We start from the raw sequence: 21,843 nt of genomic DNA on the forward strand, positions 1-21,843 counted from the left end.
CGGCCAGTCCGAGAAACCCTCGGACTGGCCGGTCCTATGTTGTGCCCTGATCCGATCAGAGGTCGGTGGCGATGATCCTCTCGATGTTCCGCTCCGCGAGGGCGGTGATCGTGACGAACGGGTTGACGCTCGTGTTGCCCGGAATGAGCGAGCCGTCGATGACGTAGAGACCGTTGTAACCGTGCAGCCGGCCGTAGTTGTCGGTCGCCTTGTTGAGGACGGCGCCGCCCAGCGGGTGGTAGGTCAGGTGGTCACCCCAGATCTTGTTCGTGCCGAAGAGGTCGGTCCGGTAGATCGTCCCTTCCGTCCTGTTGATCTTGTCGAAGATCGTCTTCGCCATCGTGATGGAGTCCTGCTTCCACGCGGTCTGCCACGACAGGTCGACCTTGCCAGTGGCCGAGTTGTAGCTGAACGCCGCCCGGCGCTGGGTCTTGGTGATCGCGAGATAGAAGGACGCGAACGTCTCAAGACCGGCAGGCAGCGGCGCGACCTCGGCGAAGGCGCCGCCGGCGTCCCAGTTGTCGATGCCCGAGCACGGGATCGTCGACTGCACGTCACCGGTCGGGTCCCACATGTGGTTGGCGCGCCCGACCATCACGTTGCCGTTGTCGCCCCAGCCCTGGCCGACCTCGCCGTTCAGCGCGGGCAACGCGCCGGTCGCCTTCAGCTTCACCAGCAGCTTGCTCGTACCGACGCTGCCGGCCGCGAAGAACACCTTGCCCGCATTGACCGTCTTCGTCGCCACCACGTCGCCGGCGGTGTTGATCTGTTCCAGGACGACGTCGTATCCACCGGCTGCCGCGGGCCGGACCGAGGTGGCCCGGTGCAGAGAGGAGATCGTGACCTTCCCCGTGGCGGCCGCCTGGGCGAGGTACGTCTTCGGCAGCGTCTTCTTGCCGTGGTTGTTTCCGTAGATGACCTCCTGGGCCAGCGCCGACTTCGGGACGCTGCCGTTGTCCTCGGCCATCATGTAGTTCCAGTCGTACACGTCCGGGACGAACGTCCACGCGAAGCCCGAGCGCTGAGCGTGCTTCCGGCCCACGCGTGAGTACTGGTAGTAGGAGGTCCGTTCGAACCAGGCGGGGTCGACGGATCCGACGCCGAGGGCGGCATTGGCCCGCGGGTAGTAGGTGGAGTACATCTCCGCGGCATCCACCGAGGGGAGGACGGCTCCGAAGTTCTCCCGCTTCGGCGTGACGGCCATGCCTCCGTTGACGAGCGAGCCGCCACCGACGCCGCGTCCCTGGTAGACGGAGATCCCGGCGAAGTCCTCGGCGTCCAGGATGCCGGCATGCTTGGTGATGTCCTTGTCGATGGGGAACCCGAGGAAGTTGCTGAGCGGCTGTTTGGTCCGCGTACGCATCCAGAAGGCGCGGTGATCCGGGCTGGTGATCTTCGGATGGATCTTGCCGTCGCTCCCCGGTGCGACTGTGGCCCAGTCCTGGCCCATCTCGACCATGTGGACGTTGATGCCGGCCTGGGCCAGCCTCAGGGCCGCGACCGAGCCGCCGTAGCCGGTGCCGATGACCAGCACCGGGACCTGCGCGCCGTTGCCGATCGACGACGCTGCGGCTGATGCCCATGTCGGGCTGGCTCCGAATGCTCCTCCCAGCATCCCGACACCAGCCAGTGAGCCCGCGCCGAGCACGAACCCTCGGCGTGACAGGCCTCGCGACCTGTCCTCTCGTGGTGTGTTGCTCAAGATGACCTCCCTTTTCATCACTGATTCCTAGAACATGTTCTAGTATGCCGGTGGGGGTGTCACAGGTTTCGCAACATTCGCGCAAACCGGCAACGCAAACCAACCAGGGCAACCGGCAAGGGAGATCGCATGGTCAGCGCATGCGTTTGGGGCACGGGAAACATCGGTCGACTCGCCATCCGCGCGGTCGACGCACATCCACGACTCGAGCTGACGAGCGTGCTCGTCCACGACCCCGAGAAGGTCGGCCGCGACGCGGGCGACCTCGCGGAGCTCGGCCGTGACCTCGGCGTCGCCGCCACCGACGACATCGACTCGGTGCTCGCGACGCGTCCGCAGGCGATCGTGTACGCCGCATCGGGCGACATCCGCCCAGACGAGGCCCTCGCCGACATCGTGCGAGCGCTCGGGACCGGGGCCGTGGTGGTCACGCCCGCCCTCTACGCGCTCTACGACCAGCGCAACGCTCCGCCGGAGATGCGCGAGCCGGTGCTGGCTGCGATCGCCGAGGGCGGCGGGTCGCTCTTCGTCTCCGGTGTCGACCCCGGGTGGGGCAACGACGTGCTGCCGCTGCTGGTCAGCGGCCTGGGAAGCACCGTGGACGTCGTCCGCTGCCAGGAGATCTTCGACTACTCCACCTACGACCAGCCCGACTCCGTCCGCTATCTCGTCGGGATGGGCCAGCCGATGGACTACGACGCCCCGATGCTCGCGGCAACCGTCCCGACCATGGTGTGGGGCGGCCAGGTCCGGCTGCTGGCCCGCGGCCTCGAGGTCGAGCTCGACGAGATCCGGGAGACCGTCGAGCGGCTGCCGCTCGACGAGACCGTGACCACCGAGTCGATGGGCGACTTCGAGAAGGGCACCCAGGGTGCGGTGCGCTTCGAGGTCCAGGGGATCGTCGCCGGGGAGCCGCTCATCGTCATCGAGCACGTCACCCGCATCCACCCCTCCTGCGCGCCAGACTGGCCCACGCCACCCGACGGTGACGGTGCCCACCGGGTGATCATCGAGGGCGACCCGCGGATCGAGGTGACAATCGAGGCGACCGACAAGGCCGGCAACCGGGCGGCAGGCGGCAACGCCACCGCTGTCGGACGGCTCGTCGGCGCGATCGAGTGGCTCGTCGACTCGGCTCCCGGCCTCTACGATGCGCTCGACGTCCCGCTGCGTCCGGCGACCGGCAAGCTCGGTGCGGCCAAGGTCGCCCAGAAAGGTGCGACCGCATGATCATCGATGTCCCCGAGGACAAGGACCCCATCGCGTACGTCTGGGGCGAGATGGTCCCCGGCATCGGCCCGGCCGCCGCCGGTCTCTCGCTAGCGGTCTACGAGCACACCACGCTCGGGCTCCGCGAGTTCGAGGCCGCCCGGTTGCGGATCGCGCAGATCAACGGCTGCGTCTTCTGCCTCGACTGGCGCACCGAACGAGACGGCGAGAAGGTCGAGGAGTCGTTCGCCGAGGCGGTCGAGCAGTGGCGTACGACCGACGCGTTCGACGACCGCACCCGACTCGCTGCCGAGTTCGCCGAGCGCTATGCGATCGACCACCACGGCATCGACCAGGACTTCTGGGATCGGATGTCGGCCCACTACACCGATGCCGAGATCGTGGAGCTGAGCATGTGCCTCGGCTCATGGCTGGCGTTCGGTCGTCTGAACCATGTTCTGGGCCTCGACACCGCCTGTGTCCTGCCGTCCGGGAGGTAACACGGCGCTGACATTCAGGTGATGCAGAATTTCGGTGTTGCACCCTCTGAACCGCAGGATTTCGACCTATCGTTGATACATGAAGACCTGCGATTTCTGCGGATGCTACGAGGCCGACCCCAACCGCCTCCTCGCGTGGACCACCGCGGTTGAGCGTGGGCGTGCGAAGTCGTTCTGCGAGGCCTGCTCGCGGCGTCACGTACGCTCCATGGAAGCCAAGCTCGACTCCGACTGGTGGGCCTGACCCCCACGCTCACATCCTCTGTGGCGCCTCGATCCCGAGGAGCCTGAGTCCCTCTGACAGCACTCGCCGGGTCGCCTCGCACAATGCGAGCCGGGTCTGCCTGACCTCACCCTCGGCCTTGAGCACCGGACAGTTCTCGTAGAACGCCGTCAAGGCGGTCGCCAGACCATAGAGGTACGCGGTCAGGTGATGCGGCTCCAAGGTGTCGGCGACCTTCGCGACCACCGACGCGAAGCCGGTCAGCTCCAGCGCCAGCCGCTGCTCGGCCGGGTGGGACAGGGTGCCGATGGCGTACGTCTGCTGCGGCGTCTGCGCGAGGATGCTGCACACCCTGGCGTGGGCGTACTGCAGATACGGGCCGGTCTCGCCGGTGGTGGCCGACATCCGGGCGAGGTCGAAGACGTAGTCGCGGGCCAGGTTGTTGGAGAGGTCGGCGTACTTCACCGCGGCATTGGCGACAGCGCGTACGACCTCGGGGCCGGCGTAGCTGGTCGCGGCCGCCTCCTCGGCGGCGTCCAACAGTGCGGTCAGCGTGACCGTCTCGCCCGAGCGGGTCTTGAACGGCCGGCCGTCGGGGCCGAGCACGGTGCCGAAGCCGATGTGCTGGACCTCCACCGAGTCGGGCAGCCAGCCGGCGGCCCGGGCGACGGCGAAGACCATCTCGAAGTGCTGGCTCTGCCGGTGGTCGACGATGTAGACGACCCGGTCCACGGCCAGGTCGTCGACGCGGTGCCGGATCGTGGCGAGGTCGGTGGCGGCGTACCCGAACCCACCGTCGGCCTTCCGCACGATCAGCGGCAGCGGTCCGCCGTCGCGGCCGGTGAAGCCGTCGGGGTAGACGACCTGGGCACCGGCCGACTCGGTTAGCAGACCCGATGCCCGCAGGTCGTCGACGACACCCGGAAGCTGCGGGTTGTAGCGGCTCTCGCCGTCGAAGTCGTCGTCGGTCAGGAGTACGCCGAGCCGGCTGTAGGTGGCGTCGAACTCGGCCATCGAGGCGTCGACGAGAGCCTGCCAGAGCGCGAGAGTGGTCGGTTCGCCGGACTGGAGCGCCACCACCCGGCGCCGGGCGGAGTCAGCGAAGCCCGGGTCGTCGTCGAAGTGCGCCTTGGCCCGCCGGTAGAGCGCGAGCAGCTCGGTCATGTCCAGGTCGGCGACCGTCGCCGGGTCGTCGAGACCCTCTCCGAGCAGCTCCTCGACCAGCATCCCGAACTGGGTGCCCCAGTCGCCGAGGTGGTTCTGCCGCACGACGTCGTGGCCGGCGTAGGCCAGCACCCTGGCCAGGGCGTCGCCGATGACGGTGGAGCGCAGGTGGCCGACGTGCATCGGCTTGGCGACGTTGGGGGAGGAGTAGTCGACGACGACCCGTTTCTGGTTCTCCGGGGTGGGTACGCCCAGGTGTGGGTCGGTCAGCAGGTCGCTGACGACCGCGCCGAGGACCGCGGGGGACCAGGTGAAGTTGAGGAACCCGGCACCGGCCAAGTCGAGGGTGCCGAGGCGATGTATCGAGCTTGTCGAGATGTCACCCAGATCGATGGCGTCGACGAGGCGGGCGCCGATCTCCCGCGGGGACAGGCCGAGCGGACCGGCCAACCGCAGCGGGAGGTTGGACTGGAGGTGGCCGAACTCGGGCCGGGTGGCCGGCCGCAGCTCGGGATCGATCCCGGCGTAGGCGTCGCCGAAGCAGGCGACGACGGCGTCCTGCAGGTATGCGGACAGGGCAAGAGTGTGCTCGTGCACGAGAGTGGTCCTAGGAGGTGAAGAGGGCAGGCTGACGCGAGGGCGGGGTCAGAGACCCATGCCTCGTCGTCGCAGCGCACTCTTCGTGACCATGTCCGCAAGGGTGCCGGAGGCATCGGCGGAGGTCAAGCCGGTTCGCCCGCCTCCGGCCCGGCCGAGGCGATCAGGTCCCAGGCGCAGCCGCAGTAGGGATGCCGCAGCCAGGATCGGACGGTTGGCGCGTCGTCCCGGGTGAGGATCACCGACGTCGACCACGAGGCCGGGGTGCGCCTGGCGAGGTAGGTGCGGGCGTCGCGTACGGCCCAGGAGAGCGCGAGGGACTGCAGCAGCGCGTCGCTCGGCACCTCGTTGCCGACGAGCTGGCTCACGACCACGGCCCGCCGCTCGTCCTCCTCGGCGAGGGTCGCGTCGACGCATCGTAGGCAGGCGGTGACGCCGGGTACGACCAGCGGACCCACCGTCCAGGTGTCGGGTCCGCTCTCGACAACGAGGTGTGCCCGGCCTTCGCGCACCATCTCATCGGCCCGCTCGCGGTCCAGCGGCCCTTCCGAGAGGAGCACGACGATGCTGCTCGGCGCCGCCGGACCCGGTCCGATCAGCGCCCGAGCCGCAGAGAGCAGTGCGGGCGGCCCGTCGAAGCCCACCCGTGGTGGCGGCTCGACGCCGTCCGCTTCCATCAGCAGGCCGGCGTTGCCCAGCTGCTGCATCGCGTGTCGTCCGGGCAGGTGGTCGGGCTCGACCGCCCGGCCGGCGGCGAGGTCGGTCAGCAGGCGGCGTACCTCCACGCCGTCCTGCACGATCGCCCGCCGTGGCGGGTCGATGCCGATCTGGAGTCGGGTCTCATCACGTCGTACGGCCACATACCCCGGCCGAATCCGGTAGCGCGTGCTCATGCCGGGAGTCTCACACCGTGCCAGAATTCCTGCACCGACAATCCACAGACCCTGTGGATAACTGCCGAGACGTCACGCGCGTCGGCCGAGTTGGCACTTAGATGACGCTTCGGCCGACGGGGCTGACGCTTCGGCCGACGGGGCTGACGCTTCGGCCGACGGGGCTGACGCTTCGGCCGACGGGGCTGACGCTTCGGGAAAACGTGGCAGCGGCGCCGCCCGAAACTGCCGGGGGACGCCGCCGCGTGGGCTCAGGATGAGCTCAGTGATCAGGCCTTGCCCAAGATGCGGTTGAGGTTGGTGCTGCAGACGGGGCAGACGGCCTTGGCCATCTTGGTGCCCTTGTCGTTCACCCGGATCTCACCGGTTGCCTCGCGCTTCTCCTTGCACTTCACGCAGTAGAACTCGCCGCTCCAGGTCTCCGCCATGACGGCCTCCTTGCCTATATGTAACTGGTCGTCGCGACGGGGTTGTCAGGGAAGCCCGTCGGAAGCTCGTCATGACGAGCCAACTCGACCCTACGACACGCGGCGCTTCCTGCGGCAACACGGGCTACCAAGCGAGTGTCGGCGTGTTGGCGTCATACCGGGGGATTCGAGGCTTTCGAGGACGCATCGAAGGTCTGTCGAAGGCTCTCGCGAAGGTCTCGAGGTGGCGCTAAGACTGGAGGGACCCCCGGTGCCTGGATCGTCCTTCGCCTTCCCCTTGCGAAGGCCGTCCGGCGGCGCCGGGGGTCCCACTGACATCGAACCTAAAGAGGATGTGGGAGCGCGTCAACGTCCCACTCCGCGTTGCTTGTGGACAAGATGTGGACAACCCCGCTTTGCTTGGGGACATCCGGTGGAAGACATCCGCTTTCCTGTGAGTAACCAAGGTGACCGGACGGAGAATATTCGGTTGAATCCAGACCTTGACCTGGGAAAAGCATTCTCCACCGCCTGTGGAGGCAAAAATAGTTGGAGGAAGATTTGGTAGACGAGCCGTTGTCGCCCGTCGCAGCCCTGCGTCGGATCGCATTCCTGCTCGAGCGCGGACGCGAGGACACCTACAAGGTGAAGGCCTTCCGCACCGCGGCGGCAGCGATCCTTCCCCTCTCCGAGGAGGACGTACGCCGCCGGGCGGCCGAGGGCACCCTGACCGAGCTGAGCGGGGTCGGGGCGAGCACGGCCAAGGTCATCACCGAGGCTGCGCGCGGCGAGGTTCCGCAGCGCCTACAGGACACCGAGCGCATCCACGGCGGTCCGCTGACCGGAGCGGGGGAGAGGCTGCGGAGCAAGCTGCGCGGCGACCTGCACAGCCACTCCGACTGGTCCGACGGCGGCTCGCCGATCGAGGAGATGGCCTTCACCGCGATCGAGCTGGGCCATGAATACCTCGTGCTCACCGACCACAGCCCGCGCCTGACGATCGCCAACGGTCTCAGCGCCGCCCGCCTGGAGCGCCAGCTCGGTGTCGTCGACGCGGTCAACGACCACCTCGCCGGACACGGGTTCACCCTGCTGAAGGGGATCGAGGTCGACATCCTCGACGACGGCAGCCTCGACCAGACCGACGAGATGCTCGCCAAGCTCCAGCTCCGGGTCGCCAGCGTCCACTCCAAGCTCAAGATGGAGAAGGAGCAGATGACGAAGCGGATGGTCACCGCGGTCTCCACGACCCGGATGAACGTGCTCGGCCACTGCACCGGCCGGCTGGTCACCGGGAACCGCGGCACCCGCCCCGGAAGCCAGTTCGACGCCCGCAAGGTCTTCGAGGCGTGCGCCGAGCACGAGGTCGCGGTCGAGATCAACTCCCGACCGGAGCGGAGAGACCCGCCGACCAAGCTCCTCGAGCTCGCTCGTGACGCCGGTTGCCTCTTCTCGATCGACTCCGACGCACACGCTCCGGGGCAGCTCGACTTCCTCGTCCTGGGGTGCGAACGAGCCGAAATGGCGGGTATCGAAGAGGAACGGATCATCAACACCTGGCCTCGGGATCGCCTGCTGGCCTGGGCGAACAGGTAGTTTCTTGACCTATGGACGGCCCGGAGATCGAGGTGCGACGCAGCAAGCGGCGTCGGCGTACGGTCTCCGCCTACCGTGACGGCGACCGCATCATCGTGATGATCCCGGCCGCGATGTCTCAGCGGGAGGAGGCGGAGTGGGTCGAGCAGATGGTCGCCCGCCTGGAGAAGGCCGAAAAGCGTCGCAAGCCCAGTGACGATGATCTGGTGCGGCGATCGGCCGCGCTGAGCGACCAGTACTTCGGCGGCTTGGCCAAGCCCGACTCCGTGCGATGGGTCGACAACCAGAACAGTCGCTGGGGCTCGTGCACCCCGGGTGACCGCTCGATCCGGCTCAGCGACCGTCTCCGGGGCATGCCGAGCTGGGTTGTCGACTACGTCCTCGTCCACGAGCTCGCCCACCTCTTCGAGGCCAAGCACAACGAGGCGTTCTGGGCGTGGGTCGACCGCTACCCCCAGGCCGAGCGTGCCAAGGGCTACCTGGCCGGCTGGTCCGCCGCCGCCAAGCTTCCCGCCCCTCCGGGCGAGGAGGACGACGATGTCGAAGGGGCCGAAGAGATCGACGGACCCACGGCGTAGGTGAGCGCGACCGTGCCGAGACTCGTCGAGGCGATGTCCTCGAGCCGCAGGGAACACGGCGACGGCAGGTCGCCGAAGAGTCGCTTGCCGGTGCCGAGCAGCAACGGATGCACGAACAGCCGCAGCTCGTCGACGAGCCCGGCGCTCATCAGCTGACGCACGAGGTCACCGCTCCCGAGCGCGACGATGGTTCCCTGCCCCTCGGTCTTGAGTCCGGCGACCGCCTCGACGACGTCTCCCTCCAGCACGCTCGCACCACTCCAGGCGAGGTCGTGGAGCGCGCGGGTCGCGACGTGCTTCGGGGTGGAGTTGAGGCTCGCCGCCATCGGGTTGGTATCGGGCTGGGTCGGCCAGAACTCCGCCATCTTCTGGTAGGTCCGCCGTCCCATGACGTACGCCGAGGTCTGCGCACCGACGTCGGGGGAGAGGACCTCCCCGACCGCGGCACCGTAGGCCGCGCCCCAGCCGCCGTGCTCGAAGCCACCGTCCCGGTCCTCGTCGGGGGAACCCAGTCCCTGCATGACGCCGTCGACGCTCAGGAACTCCACGATCGCAAGTTTTCGCATGACAACAGCCTGCGCCCTGCTCGAATCGACTGGCTTGAACGAAATCGACCGGCGATCATCGATGTATGACGGGCGAGACCCGCGAGATCGTACGACTGCCCACTCACCCCGGTCTGCGGGGCCTGGTGGCGGGCGTCGTCGGCTTCCGCGAGCAGTCGGCCGCGCCGCTCGAGCGGCGCCAGCCCGCGGGGACCCTGCTGCCGCTGGTCCTCTCCTTCGGGGACCCGTTCGAGGTCCTCGACGTCGCCGCGGGGGTGGGCGTCGGGACGTACGGGTCGTTCCTCTCCGGCTTCATGCCTGGGCCTGTCTCGACCCGGTCCGGTCGTAGCCATGCGTGCGTGCAGGTCTATCTGACGCCGCTCGGTGTCTCTCGGTTACTCAACGTCCCAGGTCGTGAGGTGGCCGGCAGGGTGATGGCGGCCGAGGACCTGATCCCGCAGTTCGGGCCGTCCTTCTCGGAGCAGCTCGCAGAGGCTGGCACTTGGCGGCCGAGGTTCGACCTGGTCCAGTCCGCTCTGCTGGCGCGGGCCGGTCCGCCGGCCGATCCACTGGTGTCCTGGCTGTGGGACCGGATCACCGAGTCCGGGGGTCAGGTGCGCATCCGGGACCTCGTGACCGAGACCGGATGGAGCCACCGGTACGTCACGACCCGCTTCCAGGGCGCCGTCGGGCTCACCCCGAAGGCGGCTGCCGGTGTCGTACGTTTCGAGCGCGCGGCCGCCGACATCTCGACAAGCTCGATACATCGCCTCGGCACGCTGACCGTCGCCGAGGTCGCCGCCCGTCACGGCTATGCCGACCAGAGCCATCTGACCCGCGATGTCGTCAGGTACGCCGGCGAACCGCCGTCCGCGCTCGCCGTCAGCCGGCGTCCGACCGCTCACACCGCGCTCGGCACGAGCCCAGATGGCCGGGCAGCTAGAGGCGAGCCTGGGCGAGCTTGATGAGCTCGATCAGGTTGTCCTCGGGTTCGGGGATCGCATCGACCGGCCACCAACGTACGTCCAGGGACTCCTCGCTCACCTCCGGAACCGCACCGGCGGGGGCGATGGCCATGAAGCGTACGTCGAGGTGGTGGACGTCCCCGGACGGAGCGCAGAAGGGCACCGGGTGCTCGGAGAGCTGCACCAGCCCGGGCAGCGGCACCAGGTCGGGCACGCCGGACTCCTCACGCAGCTCGCGGGCGGCAGCCGCCCACAGGGTCGCGTCGTCCTGCTCGAGATGACCACCGAACTGGAACCAGCGCCGCGCCTTGCGGTGGTGGGTCAGCAGCACCGAGGAACCGTCGTCGGAGAGCACCACGCACGAGGCCGTCAGGTGGTCGGGGACGCACGACTTGAAGACCCCGGTGGGCTCGGCCTCGAGATGGGAGACGTAGCGCTGCCGCAAGGTCTCCTGGGGAGCCGACGGAGCGTCCCACGCCCGCAGGTTCGCGAGCGCGTCAGCGTGCAGGGTCACTCGTCAGCGTCTCCACCGAGCAGCTTCTTGAGCTCCGCATCGAAGTCGATCGAGTCGACATCGGGAGCCTCGGCGCCCTCACGGAAGCCGAGCGGGTCGTCGAGATCGGCCGAGGTGGGCAGCAGCGCCGGGGACATCCAGACGCCGTCGCGGGCCTCAATGCCCTGCCGGGTGCGCAGCGAGCCCCACAGCGCGGCCGCGTCCCGCAGCCGTCGTGGCCGCAGGTCGAGGCCGACCAGCGTCGCGAAGGTCTGCTCGGCCGGACCGCCGGCAGCGCGGCGGCGGCGTACGGCCTCCTGCAGCTGCGCCGCGACCGGCATCCGCTCGGCGGTGGCCAGGGCGACGACCTCGTCGACCCAGCCCTCCACGAGCGCCAGCACGATCTCGAGCCGCTCCAGCGCCGCCTTCTGCGCGGGTGAGTCGGGCACCTCGAACATGCCTTCCTCGAACATGTTCTGAAGCTGGGAGGGGTCTTGCATCGCGGAGAGGTCCAGGCCGCGCATCTGCTCCTCGATGCGCTGCTGCATGGCCTCCATGTTGAGCTCGACGCCGCGCGCGTAGTCGGTCACGGCCGAGACCACGTGGTCACGCAGCCACGGCACACCGGCGAAGAGCCGCTGGTGGGCGGCCTCGCGCAGGGCCAGGAAGAGCAGCACGTCGTCGGTGCTGACGCCCAGGCCCTCGGCGAAGGGCTCGACGTTGACCGGCAGCAGCGCGGCCTGACCGGGCTCGGTCAGCGGGATGCCGATGTCGGAGACGGAGATGACCTCGCCGGCGAGATGACCGAGGCCGGTGCCGGCCTGGTTCGCGTACAAAGCGCCCATCGCCTTGCCGACGAACCCGATCATCGGGCCCATCTGGGCCTTCATGTCTTCGGGGAGCTGACCGCTCATCGCAGCCGCGGTCGAGGCCGCGACCGGCTCGATCAGCGGCTTCCACGCGTCCAGCGTGTTGACCAGCCACTCCGCCTTCGACCAGGCGGTGGCGGACTTCACGCCGGAGGGGAACGACGTGGTCTCCTCCAACCAGTGGTCGGCCAACTGGATCGCATCTGCGACCGCGTCCTTCTGCCGCTGAGAAGGCGTCGGGTCGGGCGAGGACGCGGCGACCTTGCGGGCGAGGTCCATCGCGACGTCCCAGTTCAGCGGGCCGTCATAGGGCTGTAGCAGCGACTGGATCTGACCGAAGATCTGGCTCAGGTCAGGCATGCCGCCGGGGCCTCCGCCGACGCCGCCGATAGGAAAACCACCGAAGAATGCTTCAAAGGGCGTGCCCTTGAAGGGGTTCTCCGGCTCCTCCGGCTCGTCGGGGCCACCTGGGGTCTGACTCATATGTCCAGCCTACGCGGTTACGGAAGCCCGCTGTCAGCAAGCACTACCCTGTTCCTATGGCTGAACCGAAGAATGGCGCCGTCAAGCTTCTCGACATCCGGGAGACCCCTCTCGATGTCACCGAGGTGCTGGACGCACTCGACGACGACGCTTCCGGCGGGGTGACGCTCTTCGTCGGCCGCGTACGTGACCACGACGGGGGCAAGGGCGTGACCGGCCTCGACTACCAGGCCCATCCGAGCGCCCTCGCACGCCTCGCGGACGTCGCCGAGAAGGTGGCCGCCGACCACGGCGTCGCGGGCCTCGCCGCCGTCCACCGCACCGGCCACCTCGACATCGGCGACATCGCCGTCATCGTGGCCACCGCCTCCGGCCACCGTGGCGAGGCCTTCGCCGCCTCCCGCGACCTCATCGACACCCTCAAGGCCGAGGTGCCGATCTGGAAGCACCAGGTCTTCACCGACGGCACAGACGAGTGGGTCGGCGCGCCCTGATGCGCGGCGTTGTGCCCACCAAATAGGCTGCGTACGTGGACATCCTGCTCTGGCTCGTACCGTCGGCGGTCATCACCGTGCTGGCGATGGCCTGGGTCGCGTTCCTCGGACGTGAGGGGCGCGAGCAGGACCGCGAAGAGGTCGTACGCCGCCTCGGCATCGCGCTGGAGAAGGAGAAGACGCGCGAGCGCTCGAGAAGGTACGCAGCGCCCCAGCCGCCGCCCGACAGGTCGACCGGAGTCGCGGTCCGCGTCAACCGCGACGCCTCTTGGGGTGCACTTGGTCTCGAATGAGAAGGTGACGCTATGACACAGCGCACCCTGGCCGGCCTTGTCGCCCTGCCGCTCGTGGTTGCCCTGATCGTGATCGCCTGGGTCGTTCCGCTGCCGTACACGATCTACAGCCCCGGGCCGACCGTGAACGTCCTGGGCGAGTTCGACGGCAAGGACATCGTCCAGGTCGAGGGTCACAAGAGCTACCGCGACAAGGGGCAGCTGCGGATGACCACGGTCTCCGAGACCACCCGCGAGGCCCGGCTCGGGCTCTGGACCCTGCTCGGCGCATGGATGAGCGACACCGAGGCGGTCTACCCGCGCGAGGTCGCCTACCCCGACCAGGGCACCGTCGAGGACGACCGTGAGGCCGGGCAGGTGCAGATGGCCAGCGCCCAGGACGCGGCGATCGCCGCGGCGTTCACCAAGCTCGGTGAGGACGTCGACGAGGTCTCGGTCGCCGAGGTGACCAAGGACGCGCCGGCCGCCGGCAAGCTGAAGGCCGACGACGTCGTCACCAAGGTCGGCGACAAGGCGGTCGACACCCCCGAAGAGGTCGTCGCCGAGGTGCAGAAGGTCGAGCCCGGTGACACCGTCGAGCTGACCATCGAGCGCAAGGGCAAGACGCTCACCCAGACCATCAAGACCGGTGAGAAGGACGGCAAGGCCTTCATCGGCGTCTCGCTGGGAGCGACCTACGAGTTCCCCTACGACGTCAAGATCACCCTCGACCCGGCCATCGGCGGACCGAGCGCCGGGCTGATGATGGCGCTCTCGGTCTACGACACCCTCACCGAGGGGCCGCTGACCGGCGAGAAGAAGATCGCCGGCACCGGCACCATCGACGGCGACGGCAACGTCGGCCCGATCGGCGGGATCCAGCAGAAGATCCCGGGTGCGGCCTCGGACGGAGCCGAGCTCTTCCTGGTGCCCGCCGGCAACTGCCAAGACGTCGAGGGTGCCGAGAACGGTGACATGCGCCTGACCCGTGTGGAGACTCTCGATGACGCCGTCAAGGCGATCGAAACCTGGACCGAGGACCCGAATGCCAAGCTGCCGACCTGTGGGAGCACGAAGTGAACGACACCCCTGAGCCCACCCCCGAGCTCAGCCGCGGTCTCGACCTGGAGACCGACCCCGCCCTGGCCACAGCGGTCCTCGAGATCGAGGCCCACGTCGCCGGCGAAGGCTGGGACGGACCGGCGAGGCTCTTCGCGCTCGTCGACACCGCCGCGCTGGTCCAGGCCGAGCCCGCGCTCGCCGCGATGATGGGCCTCGACGCTCCCGATCAGGACGGGTCGCTGACCCCGATCGAGCAGGACCAGGTGCCGGTGACGACCCAGCTGGAGGAGGTCCTCCAGACGACCGCCTGGCCCGCAGGGGTCACCGGCTGCGCAGCGGTTGTCGAGCGCCTGGTGCTGCCGCCCGACGCCGACGGCAAGATCCCCGATGACGCCGAGGCGGCCGCGGAGTTCGCCAAGGCGCACCCCGACCGTCAAGAGGTACGCATCGTGGCCGGCGCGACACGTGCTGGTGCCACGTACTGTGCTCTGCGGTTGAAGGCGCACGACGACGACCAATCGGTCATCGGCGGCGTCGACCTGGTCCCCGAGCTCCTCGAACTGTTGCGTGTCACTCTTGAGGAGAACCCCGACAGCGAGGCTGACGCATGAGCCTGTTCGACGACGACGACCCGGCACAGGCGCCGGCGCGCACACAGAGCACCGGCCGCAACCGATGGCTGGCGATCGCGGCCGTCTCGGTGATCGTGCTCTTCTTCGGCATCAGTGCCTTCGCGGCGATCTACACCGACGCGCTGTGGTACGACGCGATCGACTTCAGCAGCGTCTTCGGCACGGTCTTCTGGACGCGTACGGCACTCTTCGTCATCTTCTGCGTGCTGATGGCGATCATGATCGGGCTGCCCGCGGCGCTCGCCTACCGCACACGTCCCTACTTCCACCCGGCCGACGACATCGGCGGCCTCGACCGCTACCGCGACGCGATCGCCCCGATCCGCACCTGGCTGCTGATCGGCATCGCGGGCGTCTCCGGGATCTTCGCCGGCTTCTCGGGCGCCGGCCAGTGGCGTACGTATCTGATGTGGCGCCACGGGCGCGACTTCGACAAGACCGACGAGTTCTTCAAGAAGGACATCGGCTTCTACGTCTTCGACCTGCCGTGGTGGCACTACCTGGTCAACTTCGCGCTGACCGGGCTGATCCTCGGCACCATCGGCGCGATGATCGTGCACTACGTCTACGGCGGGATCCGGCTCACCGCGCAGCGCGACCGGTTCACCCGCTCGGCGCAGATCCAGCTCAGCGCCATGATCGGGCTGATCCTGCTGGTCAAGGGGCTCGACTACTGGGTCGACCGCTACGACCTGGTCAACGGCTCCGGGCCCCGCCTGGACGGGATGACGTACACCGACGAGCACGCGGTGCTCCCGGCCAACCAGATCCTGCTCGGCATCGCGGTGATCTGCGGCGTGCTGTTCATCCTCAACATGTGGCGGCGCAGCTGGCAGCTGCCCTCGATCGCGATCTCGCTGTTCGCGATCTCGGTGCTGCTGATCGGGATGATCTGGCCCGCGGTCGTGCAGGGCTTCCAGGTCCGGCCGAGCGAGCAGGACAAGGAGAAGCCCTACCTGGCGGCCAACATCAAGGCCACGCAGGACGCCTACGGGATCGCCAAGGACGACCTCGAGGTGACCGAGTACACCTCGCAGGCCGAGGCCGACGGCGCCTCTCCCGACCAGCTCGACGAGACCGCGTCCTCGCTGCCGATCGTCGACCCCGCGGTCGTCCACCGTGAGTTCGAGCAGGTCCAGCAGGGTCGCTCCTACTACTCGGTGCACGAGCCGCTGGACATCTCCACCTACGAGGTCGGCGGCAAGGAGCGGGCGGTCGTGCTCGGCGTACGCGAGCTCAACCAGGCCGGCATCTCCGACTCCGACCGCACCTGGACCAACCTGCACACGGTCTATACCCACTCCAACGGCGTGATCGCCTCCTACGCCAACATGCGCGGCGCCGATGACAAGTCGGAGTCGAACCAGATGCAGTGGGCCGAGGGTGACCGCACCGGCCAGCACGACCTGACCTCGGGCCAGGGCAAGTTCCAGGACAAGGTCTACTTCGGCGAGGACTCGCCGGAGTACTCGATCGTCGGCAAGGGCGGCAAGAGCGCCGCCGTCGAGCTCGACTACAACTCCGAGGACGGCGAGACCCGGACGACGTACGAAGGTGCCGGTGGCGTCCCGATCGGGTCCAACTTCCGGCAGCTGATGTACGCCATCCAGTTCGGCTCCACCAACTTCCTGCTCTCCTCGCGCGTCAACGAGAACTCCGAGATCCTCTACGACCGCTCCCCGAAGGAGCGGGTGCAGAAGGTCGCGCCGTGGCTGACCCTCGATGACGACGTCTATCCAGTCGTCGTCGGTGGGCGGATCCAGTGGGTGGTCGACGGCTACACGACCACCGACCGCTACCCGCAGGCCGCGCGCGACTCGTTCGCCTCGATGACCGACGACGCCACCCAGACCTCGGCCGGGGTGCAGACGCTGCCGACCGACGAGATCAACTACATGCGCAACGCGGTGAAGGCGACCGTGGATGCGTACGACGGCACCGTCACCCTCTACCAGTGGGACGAGGAGGACCCGATCCTGCAGACGTGGGAGGCGGCCTTCCCCGGCACCGTGATGCCGAAGTCGTCGATCCCGAAGGAGCTGATGGAGCACCTTCGCTACCCCGAGGACCTCTACAAGGTGCAGCGCTACCAGCTGGCGCGCTACCACGTCTCCGACCCGGACGTCTTCTTCTCCGGCAACGAGCGCTGGGCCGTACCCGAGGACCCGAACGACGACAACCACCAGCAGACGCCCTACCGGATGTTCCTCGACGGTGGCTCCGGGACCGCGCGGTGGTCGCTGACGTCGGCCTTCGTGCCGTACAACCGTCCGAACCTGGCGGCGATGATGTCGGTCGACTCGGACGCCACCTCGGAGGATTACGGGAAGATCCGGATCACCACCGGCTTCCCCGACGACACCCAGGGTCCGGGCATGGTCTCCAACGAGTTCCGTACGGACAAGGCGATAGCCGACGAGGTCGCCTCGTTCAACCGCTCCGGCTCCGCGCCGGTGTGGGGCCAGGTCATCACCTATCCGACGGCGAAGAACGGCATCCTGTACGTCGAGCCGATCTACGCCCGCCGGGCGACCGCCTCGACCTCGGGCTATGCCCAGCTGGCGTTCGTGCTGGTCTCCTACGACGGACGGGTCGGCTACGGCTCGACGCTGAGCGAGGCCCTCGAGGTCGCGCTCACCGGTGCCGCGCCGACGCCGCCGACGGCCTCCGATCCCGACGAGGACCCGGCCGAGACCACCCCGCCACCATCCGGTGACTCACCGGGCGAGGTCGGCCAGCTCCTCGAGGACGCGCGCGCCCTGTTCGCCCAGGCCGACGAGGCCGGCAAGTCCGGCGACTACGCCGAGCGCGAGCGGCTCATCGCCGAGGCTCAGGACAAGGTCGACCAGGCCGCCGACCTCATTTCGGGAGGCTGAGGACACCTCCGATTAGGGGTTCGTTTCCCCTCGCGTGTAATGTTCTTCTTGCGACGCGGGGTGGAGCAGCTCGGTAGCTCGCTGGGCTCATAACCCAGAGGTCACAGGTTCAAATCCTGTCCCCGCTACTCCAAGACGAAGGCCCGGACCGAGAGGTCCGGGCCTTCGTGGTTTTCTGGGCTAGGTGGTTCGGTCGGCTACGAGCGGAACGGGCCGCTGATCTCGTAGGTGATTCCGCCGCTGGACGAGCCGCTCGTGCCTCGCTGCGAGGAGAAGTACATGCGGTTGCCGGCAGGGTTGAAGGCCACGCCGCACAGCTCTGACGAGCTCTGCCCGGTGACCCGGAGGAACGGCGCCACGACGTCGTCGGGGGTGATGATGCAGATCTCCATGTTGCCGCCGTCCTCGGCGACGTACAGGTCTCCTGCCGAGGCGCCGGTGATGTTGTCGACGCCGGTGAGCGGCGGGTTGCTGGTCAGGTTGTCGTCATAGACCACCTCGAGGGTGTTGGCGGCTGCGTTGTAGGCCCACACCTTGTTGTCGCCCTTGGTGGTGAAGTAGCAGATGTCATTGCGGTAGTAGGCGCCTTCACCGCCGTTGAACAGCTTCATGGTCGACACCTGGTCGCGCGTGGGCTTGGGGGAGCCGTCGGGGTCGGGGACGTCGGCCCAGGTGAGGCTCGTGGTGAGCACCTGCAGCTTCCCGGCGGACAGGTCTCCCCAGGTGGTCGGGACGAAGCGGTAGAAGCCGCCGTCGCTCTTGTCCTCGGTCTGGTAGACGACCTTGCGGACCGGGTCGCAGGCTGCGGCCTCGTGCGTGAACCGGCCCATCGCGGCACGACGGACGGCGGGCTTGACGCCCCACGGGTCGGTCTCCCAGCTGTAGCCCGTGTCGTGCTCCTCGCACGAGATCCAGGTGTTCCACGGCGTCGGCCCGCCCGCGCAGTTCCGGGTGGTGTTGCCGAGGATGCGGTAGGCGCTGGTGATGTTGGCGTTGCTGTCGAACTTGACGGCGCTCGCGCCGCCGGCGCCACTGCTCATCTCCGAGTTGGAGACGTAGATCCAGCCGGTCCCGTCGGCGAAGCAGACCCCGCCGTCCGGGGCGCTGTGCCAGGTGTATCCGGTGTTCGCGACGGTCCTCGTCGAGCGGGCGACCACCCGGCTGGTGAACCCTGCCGGCAGCATGATGCCGTTGGCGTCGGCGCCCAGGAGAGCGCCATAGGGGCTCGGTCCGGTCTTGGCTGGGTAGGCGATGGCGGGACGAGTGACGCTGAACCCGAAGGCGACGGTTCCAGCGCCGACAACGGCGGCACGTAAGAAGTTGCGACGATCCATGGTGGAGTCCTTCTGGAGTCTCGGCAGATGGAAATGTGCGCGACATACGCTAGAGATCCGGGCCCTGGTCGAGGCGTCTTCAGGGCGAACAATGCTCAACGCGCAAGCGCCGACCGTGGCGGAGGACAACGGCCCGATTTCGGAGGACGATGGGGCGATGAGCGTGGACGTGTTGGTGGAGACGGTGATTCGGCGATCGCCGGTCGAGGTGTCTGCGTACGCCGGCGACCCGAGCAACGCGCCGGCCTTACGCCAACATCCGCTCGGTCGACTGGCGTACGGCGCCGCCGGTTCGGGTGGGGTCGCGGATGGACTTCGTCGCGCAGTTCCTCGGGCGCCGGCTGGCCTATACCTACGAGGTGGTCGAGTGGGTGCCAGGTGAGCGGCTCCTGATGCGTACGTCGGACGGACCGTTCCCGATGGAGACGACCTACACGTGGGAGCCGGCGGAGGAGGGCGGAACGCGGATGACGTTGCGCAACCGCGGCAACCCGTCCGGTTTCTCTCGGGTCGCTGCGCCGGTCATGGAGCGGGCGATGCGGCGAGCGACGACCAAGGACCTGGCCAGGCTCAAGGAGATCCTCGAGCCCTGACGACACGGCAGTCAGTCCAGCCTCACCGGGTCGTGGTGAACCCTCCCCAGACTGCGAAGGAACCGCCTGAGCTCTGGGCATCGACGTGGTAGATGTCGCGCTCGAGATCGCGGGCGCCGGTCGCGTGGTTGTACTGGCTGGCGAACACGTGCTGTCCGGCCGGCACGGTGCGGCCCGGCTTGAGGACCCAGCGGTAGAGCAGCGCACCGCCGGACTCCTGAACGGTGACGGTGAAGTCGTCGCTCGGCAGGGTCCGCCAGTGGCCGGTGCTTCGCACGCCGCCGGTCTGGGCAATGCGCATTTCCACGGTGACTGAGGTGAGCGGCTTGGCGGTCTTCAGGGTCAGGTTGCTCTGAGCCCAGTAGATGTTGCTGTTGGCGCCCAGCGAGCCTTCGGACCACAACGGCCCGTTCTTGACCCGGCTGCCGTCCGGCGGAGCTGGTCGCGCGCTGCCCGAGGTCGGGGCCGGGGCAGGGGCCGGAGCGGTGGTGGTGGGGCGGGCTGATGGCGTCGGAGCGGACGTGACGGTCGTGGTCGCGGACGGGGCCGTGGGAGTGGGTGCGGGTGTGGTGGCCGGCAGCAACGGATCTCCGCCGATGGCGGCGACAGCGACGGCGAGACCGCCGGTCGCCAGGGTGGCGGCGGCGACGAGACCGACTATCGCCGCCCGGGGCCCTGATCTCGCGATCGAACGTGTGCGATGCCGGACACTGGGGTCGGCCGCGCCGCGCTCCACACGTGCCAGGATCCTTGCGCGGTTGGGCTCGTGAGCCGCGGCGGTCTCTCGCAGCCGTCGGCTGATCTCGTCGTTCACCAGTTCCTCCCCCCTGTCGCCATCTCTCCGACCGCTTCCGCGCCGAGCAACCGTTCCAGCTCGGCCATCCCCTTCGAGGTCTGGCTCTTCACCGTACCGACCGAGATGCCCAGCGCAGCGGCGGTGTCCTTCTCCGACAGGTCGAGGGCGTGGCGCATGACCACGCACGTCCGCTTGCGGAACGGCAGCCGGGTGAGCGCGGCTCGGACGTCCAGCACGGCCGCAACGTCCGGCCCCTCCACCAGTTCCGTACCGAGGGACCAGAACAGCGCTACTCGCCGTCGCTCGCGCACCCTGCTCCGGATCCTCTCCCGAGCCAGATTGGCCACTACGCCGCGGGCGTAGGCGACCGGGTGATGCGCTGCCCGCAACCGGTCCCAGCGCTGCCACAGGGCGACCAGCGCATCGGCGGCGAGGTCGTCCGCCGCATCCTTCTCGCCGGTCAAGAGGTGGGCGAGACGGGCCAGTTCGGCGTAGTGGCGTTCGAAGAAATCGTGGAACTCTGCGTACGCGTCGTCGGCGAGCATCTCCCGCGGTTGCCCTCTCCCTACGATGTGCGCGTTAACAATCGGCTGAGCGTAGCAGCGCCCCTCCCCCGGTCAATGCCGGGCGAACTGGACCCCGGTCGGCTGCGCGACGTCCGGTTTGAGAGCGATCCCGCGGATGGTCAGCCGCTCACCGTAGATGTCGGTGATCCTGATCGCTCTGCCGCACCCCCTACCGTCGGTGGCGAGGAAGTAGTTGTAGCCGGTGCGCTGCAGCTTTCGCCAGCCGTTGCCGGTCCGGACCTCGAGCCTGGCCAACGGGTTGCGGTGGCCGATCGCCTGGACGCCGCACCACCACTGGCTGGACCCGTCTTTGTATCGGATCGAGATGGTGCCGGACGCGGCGGGGCTCAGCAGCTTCCAGGTGATCGGGAGCCGGCCGACCTTGAGGTCGGCGAGCTTGGCGAAGGCCTGTTGGCTGAGGTCGATCTGCCCGGGTTTGCAGGGCAGGGGGCAATCGTTGACTATCCGCACCTTGATGGAAGCCCCGTTGGCGGCGCGGACCAGGACGTACGCCCCGCATGCCTTGGCCGACTCGTAGTCGGTGTGGTTCATCGCTGCGACCATGAGGTCGTCGGACGGGCCGTAGAGGCAGGCGCCATTCCCGTCACCCGCCTCGTAGGCGGTCGCGACGCCCCGGTAACGGATGCCGGGCCTGATCCGACCAGTCAACGACCCGGTGGACTCCGCGGATTCCGTACGCGGCCTGCTCTTGGCCGACGGCGTTGGGGTACCGCGGGGCGATGGCAGCGGACTCGCGTCTGGTGGCTGCGGCGAAGCGATCGTGGCGTCGGGTGCCGCGGTCGGAGAGCCGCTCGCCGACGCAGCCGTGACGGACCCGTCGGTGGTACGCCAGGCGTCGGTGCTGCCCCCGGCGAGGAGCACGGTGGCGAGGCAGGCCACAACGCCGACAGCCAGCAGTGCCAGCGGAATGCCGATGGCCCGCCGGTGCTTGCGCCGCGCCTGCGCCGCGCCGTGATTCGTTGTCCTCATGTCC

General features: G+C 68.5%; 23 protein-coding genes and 1 tRNA gene. 13 read left to right on the top strand and 11 right to left on the bottom strand.

All coding sequences use genetic code 11. From position 1 onward, the window contains the following. Positions 1-55 precede the first annotated feature (55 nt). The gene (locus tag ABTW65_RS07845; RefSeq protein ID WP_350659419.1) at positions 56-1,702 is read right to left on the bottom strand and encodes a GMC oxidoreductase; all 1,647 of its coding nucleotides are present in this window, start codon (positions 1,700-1,702) and stop codon (positions 56-58) included. 129 nt (positions 1,703-1,831) lie between these two features. Here ABTW65_RS07845 and ABTW65_RS07850 point away from each other — a divergent pair, with 129 nt between their 5' ends. The 3 genes from ABTW65_RS07850 (at position 1,832) to ABTW65_RS07860 (ending at position 3,655) form a co-directional block, all read left to right on the top strand. Then, complete coding sequence (locus ABTW65_RS07850; RefSeq protein ID WP_350659420.1) at positions 1,832-2,932, top strand: NAD(P)H-dependent amine dehydrogenase family protein; 1,101 nt, start codon at positions 1,832-1,834, stop codon at positions 2,930-2,932. Next, positions 2,929-3,411, top strand: coding sequence for a carboxymuconolactone decarboxylase family protein (locus ABTW65_RS07855; RefSeq protein ID WP_350659421.1), 483 nt, complete (start codon positions 2,929-2,931; stop codon positions 3,409-3,411). Before ABTW65_RS07850 ends, ABTW65_RS07855 begins: the two co-directional genes overlap by 4 nt. 79 nt (positions 3,412-3,490) lie before the next feature. Beyond that, complete coding sequence (locus tag ABTW65_RS07860) at positions 3,491-3,655, top strand: hypothetical protein (RefSeq protein ID WP_179659503.1); 165 nt, start codon at positions 3,491-3,493, stop codon at positions 3,653-3,655. Between the two features lie 9 nt (positions 3,656-3,664). On the opposite strand, the gene argS is transcribed toward ABTW65_RS07860, so the two are convergent. From argS to ABTW65_RS07875, 3 genes are all read right to left on the bottom strand, one after another. After that, positions 3,665-5,362: an arginine--tRNA ligase gene (gene argS / locus ABTW65_RS07865; protein WP_350659896.1), complete on the bottom strand. Its 1,698-nt coding sequence runs from the start codon at positions 5,360-5,362 to the stop codon at positions 3,665-3,667. A gap of 158 nt (positions 5,363-5,520) precedes the next feature. Next, positions 5,521-6,288, bottom strand: a complete 768-nt coding sequence (locus tag ABTW65_RS07870; RefSeq protein ID WP_350659422.1) for a hypothetical protein — start codon at positions 6,286-6,288, stop codon at positions 5,521-5,523. 269 nt (positions 6,289-6,557) lie between these two features. Continuing rightward, on the bottom strand, positions 6,558-6,716 hold the full coding sequence (locus ABTW65_RS07875) for a DUF5679 domain-containing protein (RefSeq protein ID WP_091051197.1): 159 nt from the start codon (positions 6,714-6,716) through the stop codon (positions 6,558-6,560). A 555-nt stretch (positions 6,717-7,271) separates the two neighbouring features. On the opposite strand from ABTW65_RS07875, the gene ABTW65_RS07880 reads away from it, so the two are divergent. Together ABTW65_RS07880 and ABTW65_RS07885 are read left to right on the top strand one after the other, a co-directional pair. Further along, a complete protein-coding gene (locus tag ABTW65_RS07880) occupies positions 7,272-8,291 on the top strand; it encodes a PHP domain-containing protein (RefSeq protein ID WP_350659423.1) in 1,020 nt (339 codons plus the stop codon). An 11-nt stretch (positions 8,292-8,302) separates the two neighbouring features. Next, on the top strand, positions 8,303-8,869 hold the full coding sequence (locus ABTW65_RS07885; protein WP_350659424.1) for a M48 metallopeptidase family protein: 567 nt from the start codon (positions 8,303-8,305) through the stop codon (positions 8,867-8,869). Here the strand turns inward: ABTW65_RS07885 and ABTW65_RS07890 are convergent. After that, positions 8,767-9,435 (bottom strand): dihydrofolate reductase family protein, encoded by a 669-nt coding sequence (locus ABTW65_RS07890; RefSeq protein WP_350659425.1) that lies wholly within the window; start codon positions 9,433-9,435, stop codon positions 8,767-8,769. The genes ABTW65_RS07885 and ABTW65_RS07890 overlap by 103 nt on opposite strands. A 65-nt stretch (positions 9,436-9,500) precedes the next feature. Here ABTW65_RS07890 and ABTW65_RS07895 point away from each other — a divergent pair, with 65 nt between their 5' ends. Next, positions 9,501-10,379, top strand: coding sequence for a helix-turn-helix domain-containing protein (locus ABTW65_RS07895; RefSeq protein ID WP_350659426.1), 879 nt, complete (start codon positions 9,501-9,503; stop codon positions 10,377-10,379). Here ABTW65_RS07895 and ABTW65_RS07900 read toward each other — a convergent pair. Both ABTW65_RS07900 and ABTW65_RS07905 read right to left on the bottom strand, forming a co-directional pair. After that, a complete protein-coding gene (locus tag ABTW65_RS07900; protein WP_350659428.1) occupies positions 10,354-10,893 on the bottom strand; it encodes an NUDIX hydrolase in 540 nt (179 codons plus the stop codon). The two genes, ABTW65_RS07895 and ABTW65_RS07900, sit on opposite strands and share 26 nt — an antisense overlap. Continuing rightward, positions 10,890-12,224: a zinc-dependent metalloprotease gene (locus ABTW65_RS07905; protein ID WP_350659429.1), complete on the bottom strand. Its 1,335-nt coding sequence runs from the start codon at positions 12,222-12,224 to the stop codon at positions 10,890-10,892. Before ABTW65_RS07905 ends, ABTW65_RS07900 begins: the two co-directional genes overlap by 4 nt. A gap of 56 nt (positions 12,225-12,280) precedes the next feature. Here ABTW65_RS07905 and ABTW65_RS07910 point away from each other — a divergent pair, with 56 nt between their 5' ends. The 6 genes from ABTW65_RS07910 (at position 12,281) to ABTW65_RS07935 (ending at position 17,688) form a co-directional block, all read left to right on the top strand. Next, positions 12,281-12,718: a molybdenum cofactor biosynthesis protein MoaE gene (locus ABTW65_RS07910; protein ID WP_350659431.1), complete on the top strand. Its 438-nt coding sequence runs from the start codon at positions 12,281-12,283 to the stop codon at positions 12,716-12,718. Positions 12,719-12,753: 35 nt separating this feature from the next. After that, a complete protein-coding gene (locus ABTW65_RS07915; protein ID WP_350659432.1) occupies positions 12,754-13,011 on the top strand; it encodes a hypothetical protein in 258 nt (85 codons plus the stop codon). A gap of 12 nt (positions 13,012-13,023) precedes the next feature. After that, positions 13,024-14,070, top strand: coding sequence for a YlbL family protein (locus ABTW65_RS07920; protein ID WP_350659433.1), 1,047 nt, complete (start codon positions 13,024-13,026; stop codon positions 14,068-14,070). Beyond that, positions 14,067-14,663, top strand: a complete 597-nt coding sequence (locus tag ABTW65_RS07925; RefSeq protein WP_350659435.1) for a PPA1309 family protein — start codon at positions 14,067-14,069, stop codon at positions 14,661-14,663. Before ABTW65_RS07920 ends, ABTW65_RS07925 begins: the two co-directional genes overlap by 4 nt. Continuing rightward, a complete protein-coding gene (locus ABTW65_RS07930) occupies positions 14,660-17,560 on the top strand; it encodes a UPF0182 family membrane protein (protein WP_350659436.1) in 2,901 nt (966 codons plus the stop codon). The genes ABTW65_RS07925 and ABTW65_RS07930 overlap by 4 nt, the downstream gene beginning before the upstream one ends. Positions 17,561-17,614: 54 nt before the next feature. Beyond that, positions 17,615-17,688 (top strand) — tRNA-Met (locus ABTW65_RS07935). 69 nt (positions 17,689-17,757) lie between these two features. Here ABTW65_RS07935 and ABTW65_RS07940 read toward each other — a convergent pair. Continuing rightward, positions 17,758-18,894 carry an alkaline phosphatase PhoX gene (locus tag ABTW65_RS07940; RefSeq protein WP_350659438.1) on the bottom strand — a complete coding sequence of 379 codons (1,137 nt, stop codon included), beginning with the start codon at positions 18,892-18,894 and terminating at the stop codon, positions 17,758-17,760. Between the two features lie 308 nt (positions 18,895-19,202). Here ABTW65_RS07940 and ABTW65_RS07945 point away from each other — a divergent pair, with 308 nt between their 5' ends. Continuing rightward, entirely contained in the window at positions 19,203-19,487 is a 285-nt protein-coding gene (locus ABTW65_RS07945) for an SRPBCC family protein (RefSeq protein WP_350659439.1), read from the top strand. Between the two features lie 22 nt (positions 19,488-19,509). Here ABTW65_RS07945 and ABTW65_RS07950 read toward each other — a convergent pair whose 3' ends face one another. The 3 genes from ABTW65_RS07950 to ABTW65_RS07960 all read right to left on the bottom strand — a co-directional run bounded on the left by ABTW65_RS07950 (position 19,510) and on the right by ABTW65_RS07960 (position 21,839). Then, positions 19,510-20,301: a hypothetical protein gene (locus tag ABTW65_RS07950; RefSeq protein WP_350659440.1), complete on the bottom strand. Its 792-nt coding sequence runs from the start codon at positions 20,299-20,301 to the stop codon at positions 19,510-19,512. Then, positions 20,298-20,828: a SigE family RNA polymerase sigma factor gene (locus tag ABTW65_RS07955; protein ID WP_350659442.1), complete on the bottom strand. Its 531-nt coding sequence runs from the start codon at positions 20,826-20,828 to the stop codon at positions 20,298-20,300. The genes ABTW65_RS07950 and ABTW65_RS07955 overlap by 4 nt, the downstream gene beginning before the upstream one ends. 72 nt (positions 20,829-20,900) lie before the next feature. Continuing rightward, positions 20,901-21,839, bottom strand: coding sequence for an expansin EXLX1 family cellulose-binding protein (locus ABTW65_RS07960; protein WP_350659444.1), 939 nt, complete (start codon positions 21,837-21,839; stop codon positions 20,901-20,903). Between the last annotated feature and the right edge of the window lie 4 nt (positions 21,840-21,843).

This window comes from Nocardioides sp. NPDC127503 (genome assembly GCF_040302165.1).
GTDB lineage: Bacteria > Actinomycetota > Actinomycetes > Propionibacteriales > Nocardioidaceae > Nocardioides.